Source organism: Arthrobacter agilis (assembly GCF_002953615.1).
Classification (GTDB): Bacteria; Actinomycetota; Actinomycetes; order Actinomycetales; family Micrococcaceae; genus Arthrobacter_D; species Arthrobacter_D agilis_B.
Window position 1 is genome coordinate 217629 of sequence record NZ_CP024915.1, and the last position, 8774, is coordinate 226402.

Sequence of the window (8774 nt, forward strand, 5' to 3'; positions counted from 1 at the left end):
TGCCCGCCGGTGTCCGTTCCGCCCGCGGAGGCCGCGGATAGTCCCAGACGGACTCCTGTCCTGGCCCGGGTGGCACACGCCTGCTCTTCAAGGGGATACTCATGCCGAAAGGGTACTCCGGCCCGCCGGGCCGGAGTCTGTACGCTGGGTGGACGTCGGCACACACGGTTAGGGCGGCAACATGAAGGTCAGCGTCGGTCAGTTCCGGCCGGGTGGGGACGCCCCGGCGAATCTCGCCGTGATGCGGGAACTCGCGGCGGAGGCCCGGGGCGAAGGCGCGGAGCTGATCGTCTTCCCCGAGGAGTCGATGTTCGCCATCGGCAAGCTCGACGGCGACCTCCACCAAGCCGTCGAGGCGAACTGGACCACCTTCGTGCAGCAGCTGTCCTTCCTCGCCGCCGACCACGGCATCGCGGTGGTGGCCGGCGGGTACGAGCCCAGCGGCGAGGAGCGGCCCTTCAACACCCTCGTCCTGATCGACGCGACCGGCCGCATCGTGGACACCTACCGCAAGCTGCACCTGTACGACGCCTTCAGCTACTCCGAGTCCACGGCCATCAAACCGGGTGACGGCGGCATCAAGATCGCCGAGGTCGGCGACCTCCGGGTGGGACTCATGACCTGCTACGACGTCCGGTTCCCCGAACTGGCACGCGCGCTCGCCGATGCCGGGGCCGACCTCATCTGCGTGCCGGCCGCGTGGTTCAAGGGCGAGCACAAGATCGAGCACTGGGAGACGCTGCTGAAGGCGCGGGCCATCGAGAACACCCTGTGGGTGGCGGCGGCCGGCACCTCGAGCAGCCACACCATCGGCCACTCGGCCATCATCGACCCGATGGGCGTCCCGCAGGCGCACCTCGAGGACGAGGAGCGGGGCATCGTGACCACGGACGTCACGCGCCGCAGGGTCGACGACGTCCGGGAGTTCCTGCCGGTGCTCCGGAACCGGCGCTTCGCCCGGAACGACGCCATTGTCGACCCCCACTGACGCAGCGGATCCCGGTACCGAGGCGGACCGCCGGGTCCGACCCGGCGAGCCTGCGCGTGCCGCGAACATCAGGGACGTAGCCCGCCGCGCGGGGGTCTCGCACCAGACGGTCTCCCGCGTCCTCAACGGCCACCCGAGCCTGCGGGCCGAGACGCGGGACCGCGTGCTGGCCGCGATGGCAGAGCTCAGCTTCCGTCCCAACCGTGCAGCCCGGGCGCTCGTGACCAGCAGGTCCACCACCATCGGCGTGCTCGTGGGCAAGGGCTTCGAGTACGGGCCGGCGGCGAGCCTGCAGGCCATCGACAGCGCCGCGCGCGAGGCCGGGTACGCCGTCGACATCGCGCACCTCGACGACCTCGACGGCGGCTCCATCCGGTCGGCCCTGGACCGGCTGCTGGCGCACGGCGTGGACGGGCTCGTCATCCTGGCCCCGCAGACACAGACCCTCGGCGAGATCGAGCGCCTGTCCATCACGCTGCCGTTCGTGACGGTCCATTCGGCGCAGGCGCAGGACGATCACCGCTTGTCGGTGGACCAGTCGGGAGGCGCCGCGCTCGCGACGCGCCACCTGCTCGAGCTGGGACACCGGCGGATCGCGCACATCGCGGGACCGGAGGGCTGGTTCGAGACGGAGGCGCGGGTGCGGGGGTACCGCGGTGAGATGGAGGCCTGGGGCCGCTCACCGGAGGTGCTGCGCTCCGGCGACTGGACCGCCGAGTCGGGGTACCGGGCAGGGCGCTCCCTCGCGGCGGACAGGGAAATCACCGCGGTCTTCTCGTCCAACGACCAGATGGCGCTCGGACTGCTCCATGCCTTCCGTGAAGGTGGACGTCGGGTGCCCGAGGACGTCAGCGTCGTGGGGTTCGACGACGTCCCCGAGGCGGCGCACTACTGCCCGCCCCTGACGACGGTGCGGCAGGACTTCCCCGAGCTGGGGCGGCGTTGCATGGCGAGGCTGCTGGCGCTCATCGGCTCGGTGGGGACGGATGCGGCCGGCGAGGCGGGCGCGGCCCCGGACGTGGTACCGGAACTCGTGGTCCGGGCGTCGACGGCCGCGCCGGCCGCCTGACGGCCCTCCTCCTCCGCCATTGACACGCCCCACCGATCGGGCCCTACACTGGGAACCGCAATGTGAACGGTCACATGAACGGCGCATCGCATCGACGATCCATCAGGGCACTGCATCGCGGTCTCCCGAGAAGAACAAAGAGGTCCTTCCCTTGAGTGACTCCATCCCGGGCGCAGACCCGGCCACAGGGGCGGCCGGCAGGCCCACCTACGTCATCGGTGTCGACTACGGCACCCTCTCCGGACGCGCCGTCGTGGTCCGTGTCTCCGACGGCGCGGAACTCGGAGCCTCGACGCTCGAGTACCTGCACGCCGTCATGGACTCGACGCTCGCAGCCACGGGCGAGCAGCTCCCGCCCGAATGGGCCCTGCAGGTGCCCTCCGACTACGTGGACGTCCTCCGCACTGCCGTGCCGGCAGCCGTGCAGGAGGCGGGTATCGATCCGCAGGACGTCATCGGCATCGCCACCGACTTCACCGCCTGCACCATGGTGCCCACCCTCGCCGACGGGACGCCCCTCAACGAGGTACCCGGCTACGAGGGCCGGCCCCACGCCTACGTGAAGCTGTGGAAGCACCACGCGGCGCAGGGCCAGGCGAACCGCATCAACGACCTGGCCGCCGAGCGCGGCGAGGCGTGGCTGCCCCGCTACGGCGGACTGATCTCGAGCGAATGGGAATTCGCGAAGGGCCTCCAGCTGCTCGAGGAGGACCCCGAGCTGTACGACCGCATGGACCACTGGGTCGAGGCCGCCGACTGGATCGTCTGGCAGCTCACGGGGGAGTACGTGCGCAACGCGTGCACCGCCGGCTACAAGGGCATCTACCAGGACGGCGCCTACCCGTCCGAGGAGTTCCTCGCCGCACTCAACCCCGGGTTCGCAGGCTTCGCCCGCGAGAAGGTGGAGCACACGATCGGCGCACTCGCCTCGAGGGCGGGCTCGCTCTCCGAAGAGGCTGCCGGCTGGACCGGCCTGCCGGCAGGGATCGCGGTGGCCGTCGGGAACGTCGACGCCCACGTCACGGCCCCGGCGGCGCAGGCCACGGATCCCGGCCAGATGGTGGCCATCATGGGCACCTCGACCTGCCACGTCATGAACTCGGACCGGCTCAGCGAGGTGCCGGGCATGTGCGGCGTCGTGGACGGCGGGATCGTCGAGGGCTTCTACGGCTATGAAGCCGGCCAGTCCGGTGTCGGCGACATCTTCGCGTGGTTCGTGGCCAACCAGGTGCCCGGCGAGATTCGGGACGCTGCCGCTGCGCAGGGCCTGAGCGTGCACGAGTACCTGACGGAACAGGCGCAGTCCGAGCCCGTCGGGGCGCACGGCCTGGTGGCCCTCGACTGGCATTCCGGCAACCGTTCCGTCCTCGTGGACCATGAGCTCTCCGGCACCGTCGTGGGCCTGACCCTCGCCACCAAGCCGCACGAGGTCTACCGCGCCCTGCTGGAGTCCACGGCGTTCGGCACGCGGAAGATCGTCGAGACCTTCAACGCCTCCGGCGTGCCCGTCACCGAGTTCGTGGCCGCCGGCGGCCTCATCCGGAACCCGTTCCTCATGCAGGTCTACGCCGACGTTCTGAACATGCCGCTCTCGGTCATCGGCAGCTCCCAGGGGCCGGCCCTCGGTTCGGCGATCCATGCCGCCGTCGCCGCCGGCGCCTACCCGGACATCCACGCCGCAGCCGCTGCGATGGGCCATCTGGACCGTGCCGCCTACACGCCCGACCCGGAGCGTGCCGCCGCCTACGACGCGCTGTACCGCGAGTACACCGAACTGCACGACTACTTCGGGCGCGGCACCAACGACGTCATGCACCGGCTGAAGGCCCTGCGCCGCGCGGCCCGCACCCCGCAGGCGGTGTCGGCATGAGCGCCGTGTCCACGGGCTCCTTCGGCCCCGAGGTCGAGGCCGCGATCGATGCCGTCCGGAAGGACGTCGCCGCCCTGCACGCCGAACTCGTGCGCTACGGACTCGTCGTCTGGACCGGCGGGAACGTCTCCGGCCGCGTCCCGGGCGCCGACCTGTTCGTCATCAAGCCCTCCGGCGTCAGTTACGACGAGCTGACGCCGGAGAACCAGATCCTGTGCGACCTCGACGGGAACGTCATCGAGGGCACCCCCGGATCGGAACGGTCGCCGTCCAGCGACACCGCGGCGCACGCCTACGTGTACCGCAACATGCCCGACGTCGGCGGTGTGGTGCACACGCACTCCACCTACGCCGTCGCGTGGGCCGCACGCGGCGAACCGATCCCCTGCGTCATCACCGCCATGGCCGACGAGTTCGGCGGCGAGATCCCCGTGGGCCCGTTCGCGATCATCGGTGACGACTCGATCGGCCGCGGCATCGTCGAGACGCTCACCGGCCACCGCTCCCGCGGGGTCCTCATGAAGAGCCACGGACCCTTCACGATCGGCAAGGACGCGAAGGACGCCGTCAAGGCGGCCGTGATGCTCGAGGACGTCGCCCGCACCGTCCACATCTCCCGGCAGCTCGGCGCCCCGGCGGGCATCCAGCCCGAGCACGTCGACTCCCTCTTCGACCGCTACCAGAACGTGTACGGTCAGCCCTCGATCCCAGGAGCCCCCGCATGAGCCCCCTCAGCACGACCCTCGACACCTACGAAGTCTGGTTCCTGACCGGCAGCCAGGACCTGTACGGGGAGGAGACCCTGCAGCAGGTCGCGGAGCAGTCGCAGGAGATCGTCCGGATCCTCGGGGACTCGGGCCTGCCCGTGAAGGTCGTCTGGAAGCCGACCCTCAAGGACTCCGCGTCGATCCGCCGGATGGCACTGGAGGTCAACGCGGCCGACAACGCCATCGGGGTCATCACCTGGATGCACACGTTCAGCCCGGCGAAGATGTGGATCGCGGGCCTCGACGCACTCCGGAAGCCGCTGCTGCACCTGCACACGCAGATCAACGTCGCGCTCCCCTGGGACGAGATCGACTTCGACTTCATGAACCTGAACCAGGCCGCCCACGGCGACCGCGAGTTCGGGTACATCCAGTCCCGCCTCGGTGTGCCGCGCAAGACCGTCGTCGGGCACGTGTCCAACCCCGGCGTCTGCGCCAGGATCTCCTCCTGGCAGCGCGCCGCCGCAGGCTGGGCCGCCGTCCACGAGCTCAAGGTGGCACGCTTCGGTGACAACATGCGCAATGTCGCCGTCACCGAGGGTGACAAGACCGAGGCCGAGCTGCGCTTCGGCGTCTCGATCAACACGTGGGGCGTGAACGACCTCGTCGCCGCCGTGGACGCCCAGGCGGAGGCCGACGTCGACGCCCTCGTGGCCGAGTACGAGGAGGCGTACGACGTCGTCCCCGAGCTCCGCCGCGGCGGCGAGCGGCACGAGTCGCTGCGCTACGGCGCCCGGCAGGAGCTCGGGCTGCTGTCCTTCCTCGAGGAGGGCGGATTCGGGGCCTTCACCACGAACTTCGAGGACCTCGGGGCCCTCCGCCAGCTGCCCGGTCTCGCCGTCCAGCGGCTCATGGCCCGCGGCTACGGGTTCGGCGCCGAGGGTGACTGGAAGACCGCCGTCCTCGTGCGGGCCGCCAAGGTCATGGGGGCGGGGCTGCCCGGCGGCGCGTCCCTCATGGAGGACTACACGTACCACCTGGTGCCGGGGGAGGAGAAGATCCTCGGGGCGCACATGCTCGAGATCTGCCCTACCCTGACCACGTCGAAGCCCACGCTGGAGGTCCATCCGCTGGGCATCGGCGGCAAGGAGGACCCGGTGCGCCTCGTGTTCGACACCGACGCCGGGTCCGGCGTGGTCGTCGCGATGTCCGACATGCGGGACCGCTTCCGCCTGACGGCCAACGCCGTCGAGGTGGTCCCGCCCGACGCCCCGCTCCCCAACCTGCCGGTCGCGCGCGCAGTGTGGAAGCCGGAGCCGAGCCTCGAGACCTCCGCAGCGGCCTGGCTGAGCGCCGGCGCCGCCCACCACACCGTCCTCACCACCGCGGTGGGCCTCGAGGTCTTCGAGGACTTCGCGGACATCGCCGAGGTCGAACTGCTGCGCATCGACGCCGACACCAAGCTGCGGGACTTCCAGCGTGAGCTGCGCTGGAACGCCGCGTACTATCGCCTGGCGCAGAAACTCTAGAAGCCACTCCCCGAAAGCCGGCACTGTCGCCGGAAACTCCACACAAGAAAGTTCCACCATGAATCGGAAATACCTGGCCGGCATCGCGGCCGCCAGCATCCTGACCCTCAGCCTCACCGCATGCGGCGGAAGCCGGGGCGGCGGGGACGAGGCCGCAGCAGAAGGCGGCTCCAACGAGGGCGCCAAGATCGGCGTCGCCATGCCGACGCAGCAGTCCGAGCGCTGGATCGCCGACGGCGAGAACGTCAAGAGCCAGCTGGAGGACCTCGGCTACGAGGTGGACCTCCAGTACGCGAACGACGACATCCCCACGCAGGTCAGCCAGATCGAGAACATGATCAACGGCGGCGTGAAGGCCCTCGTCATCGCCTCGATCGACGGCACCACGCTCACGAGCGTGCTGGACCAGGCCGAGTCGCAGGACATCCCCGTCATCGCCTACGACCGCCTGATCAACGGGTCGGACACCGTGGACTACTACACGACCTTCGACAACGAGGAGGTCGGCGTGCAGCAGGCCACCTCGCTGCTCACCGGTCTCGGGATCCTCGACGCCGAGGGCAAGGAGACGGGCGAGGAAGGGCCGTTCGACGTCGAGCTCTTCGCCGGCAGCCCGGACGACAACAACGCCACGTTCTTCTGGGACGGCGCCATGAAGACGCTGCAGCCCTACCTGGACAGCGGTGTGCTCCGCGTGCCCAGCGGCCAGACCGACTTCGAGCAGGCGGCGATCCTCCGCTGGCTCCCCGACACCGCTCAGGACCGCATGGAGGACCTCCTCACCGTCGGTGGCGGCGAGCAGCTCGAGGGTGTCCTCTCGCCCTACGACGGCCTGTCCATCGGCATCATCTCCGCCCTGACCTCCGGTGGCTACTCCGCTGACGACCTCCCCGTCGTCACCGGCCAGGACGCCGAGGTGGGCTCCGTCAAGTCGATCATCGCCGGCGAGCAGTACTCCACGATCTTCAAGGACGTCCGCGAGCTCGGCAAGCAGGCCGTCACCATGGTGGACGACCTCATGAAGGGCGAGGAGCCCGAGGTCAACGACACCGAGACGTACGACAACGGCGAGAAGATCGTGCCGTCCTACCTGCTCGAGTCGCAGATCGTCACGGTCGACAACTACGAGGCCGCGCTCGTGGAGACCGACTACTACACCGAGGACGAGCTCAAGTAGCCGTCCCGCAGCACCCGTAGCACCCCCTCAGCCTGTGGCTCCGTACCCTCCCGGTCCGGAGCCACAGGTGCTGTACCTCGCCCGGCCGATGCCGGGACTTCCACTCAAGTAAGCGAGGCTCGACCATGGCGGAGAACATCCTCCGGATGCGCCGCATCACCAAGACCTTCCCTGGCGTGAAGGCACTGCAGGACGTCAACCTCGACGTCGCGCGTGGAGAAGTCCATGCGATCTGCGGAGAGAACGGGGCCGGGAAATCGACCCTCATGAAAGTGCTGTCCGGCGTCTACCCGCACGGGACGTACGACGGCGACATCGAGTTCGAGGGCTCCGTCGCGGAGTTCAAGGACATCCGCGACAGCGAGCGCGACGGCATCGTCATCATCCACCAGGAGCTCGCCCTCTCCCCCTTCCTGTCCGTCGCGGAGAACATCTTCCTCGGGAACGAGCGCGAGAAGCGCGGGTTCATCGACTGGAACGAGACCAACGTGGAGGCGGCCAAGCTCCTCCGCCGCGTGGGGCTGGACCTCAACCCGGTGGTCCGGGCCGGTGACATCGGCGTGGGCAAGCAGCAACTGGTCGAGATCGCGAAGGCGCTGTCGAAGAACGTGAAGCTGCTGATCCTCGACGAGCCCACCGCCGCCCTGAACGACGAGGACTCCGCGCACCTCCTCGGGCTCGTGAAGGGCCTCCGCGGCGAGGGCATCACCTGCATCATCATCAGCCACAAGCTCAACGAGATCCGCGAGATCGCCGATTCGGTGACGATCCTCCGGGACGGGCGCACCATCGAGACGCTCAGCCTCCACGACGGCTCCGTCACGGAGGAGCGCATCATCAAGGGCATGGTGGGACGCGACATGGAGAGCCGCTACCCCGAGCGCACGCCGGCCATCGGCGAGGAGGTCCTCCGCGTCGAGGACTGGACGGTGCACCACCCCCAGGAGAGCGGCCGGGTGATCGTCGACGCGGCGAACCTCGCCGTCCGTGCCGGCGAGGTGGTCGGTATCGCCGGCCTCATGGGAGCCGGGCGGACCGAACTGGCCATGAGCATCTTCGGCCGCAGCTACGGCTCCAACATCACCGGCACCCTCTACAAGAACGGTGCCCCGATCACGGCGCGCACCGTGGGCGAAGCGATCCGGCACGGCATCGCGTACGCCACGGAGGACCGCAAGAAGTACGGGCTCAACCTCATCGACGACATCAAGCGCAACGTCTCCGGTGCCGCCCTCGGCAAGCTGGCGAAGCGCGGCTGGGTCGACAGCGGCCGCGAGGCCGTCGTCGCGGGCGAGTACCGGCGGTCCATGAACATCAAGGCCCCGACCGTCACCGCCATCACCGGCAAGCTCTCCGGCGGGAACCAGCAGAAGGTGGTGCTCTCCAAGTGGATGTTCTCGGACCCCGACGTCCTGATCCTCGACGAGCCCACCC

General features: G+C 69.4%; 7 protein-coding genes. All 7 read left to right on the top strand.

Translation table 11 applies throughout. The annotated features are described in order from the left end of the window. Positions 1 to 181 precede the first annotated feature (181 nt). Positions 182 to 988 (top strand): carbon-nitrogen hydrolase family protein, encoded by an 807-nt coding sequence (locus CVO76_RS01070; RefSeq protein WP_208740378.1) that lies wholly within the window; start codon positions 182 to 184, stop codon positions 986 to 988. 67 nt (positions 989 to 1055) lie between these two features. Next, the gene (locus tag CVO76_RS01075) at positions 1056 to 2057 is read left to right on the top strand and encodes a LacI family DNA-binding transcriptional regulator (protein WP_244186277.1); all 1002 of its coding nucleotides are present in this window, start codon (positions 1056 to 1058) and stop codon (positions 2055 to 2057) included. Positions 2058 to 2208: 151 nt separating this feature from the next. Then, complete coding sequence (gene araB, locus CVO76_RS01080; protein WP_244186134.1) at positions 2209 to 3927, top strand: ribulokinase; 1719 nt, start codon at positions 2209 to 2211, stop codon at positions 3925 to 3927. Next, a complete protein-coding gene (locus CVO76_RS01085) occupies positions 3924 to 4652 on the top strand; it encodes an L-ribulose-5-phosphate 4-epimerase (protein ID WP_208740381.1) in 729 nt (242 codons plus the stop codon). Before araB ends, CVO76_RS01085 begins: the two co-directional genes overlap by 4 nt. Further along, positions 4649 to 6163 carry an L-arabinose isomerase gene (gene araA / locus CVO76_RS01090; RefSeq protein WP_208740382.1) on the top strand — a complete coding sequence of 505 codons (1515 nt, stop codon included), beginning with the start codon at positions 4649 to 4651 and terminating at the stop codon, positions 6161 to 6163. Before CVO76_RS01085 ends, araA begins: the two co-directional genes overlap by 4 nt. Positions 6164 to 6221: 58 nt before the next feature. After that, complete coding sequence (gene chvE, locus CVO76_RS01095; protein ID WP_133080295.1) at positions 6222 to 7340, top strand: multiple monosaccharide ABC transporter substrate-binding protein; 1119 nt, start codon at positions 6222 to 6224, stop codon at positions 7338 to 7340. Between the two features lie 125 nt (positions 7341 to 7465). After that, positions 7466 to 8774: ATP-binding cassette domain-containing protein (locus tag CVO76_RS01100; RefSeq protein WP_208740383.1), on the top strand; the 1309-nt coding region annotated here is incomplete at its 3' end.

Bases quoted from the DNA above. Each gene is read 5' to 3' on its own strand.
- CVO76_RS01070 (WP_208740378.1), top strand. From the start codon at position 182: ATGAAGGTCAGCGTCGGTCAGTTCCGGCCGGGTGGGGACGCCCCGGCG.
- CVO76_RS01085 (WP_208740381.1), top strand. From the start codon at position 3,924: ATGAGCGCCGTGTCCACGGGCTCCTTCGGCCCCGAGGTCGAGGCCGCG.
- araA (WP_208740382.1), top strand. From the start codon at position 4,649: ATGAGCCCCCTCAGCACGACCCTCGACACCTACGAAGTCTGGTTCCTG.
- chvE (WP_133080295.1), top strand. From the start codon at position 6,222: ATGAATCGGAAATACCTGGCCGGCATCGCGGCCGCCAGCATCCTGACC.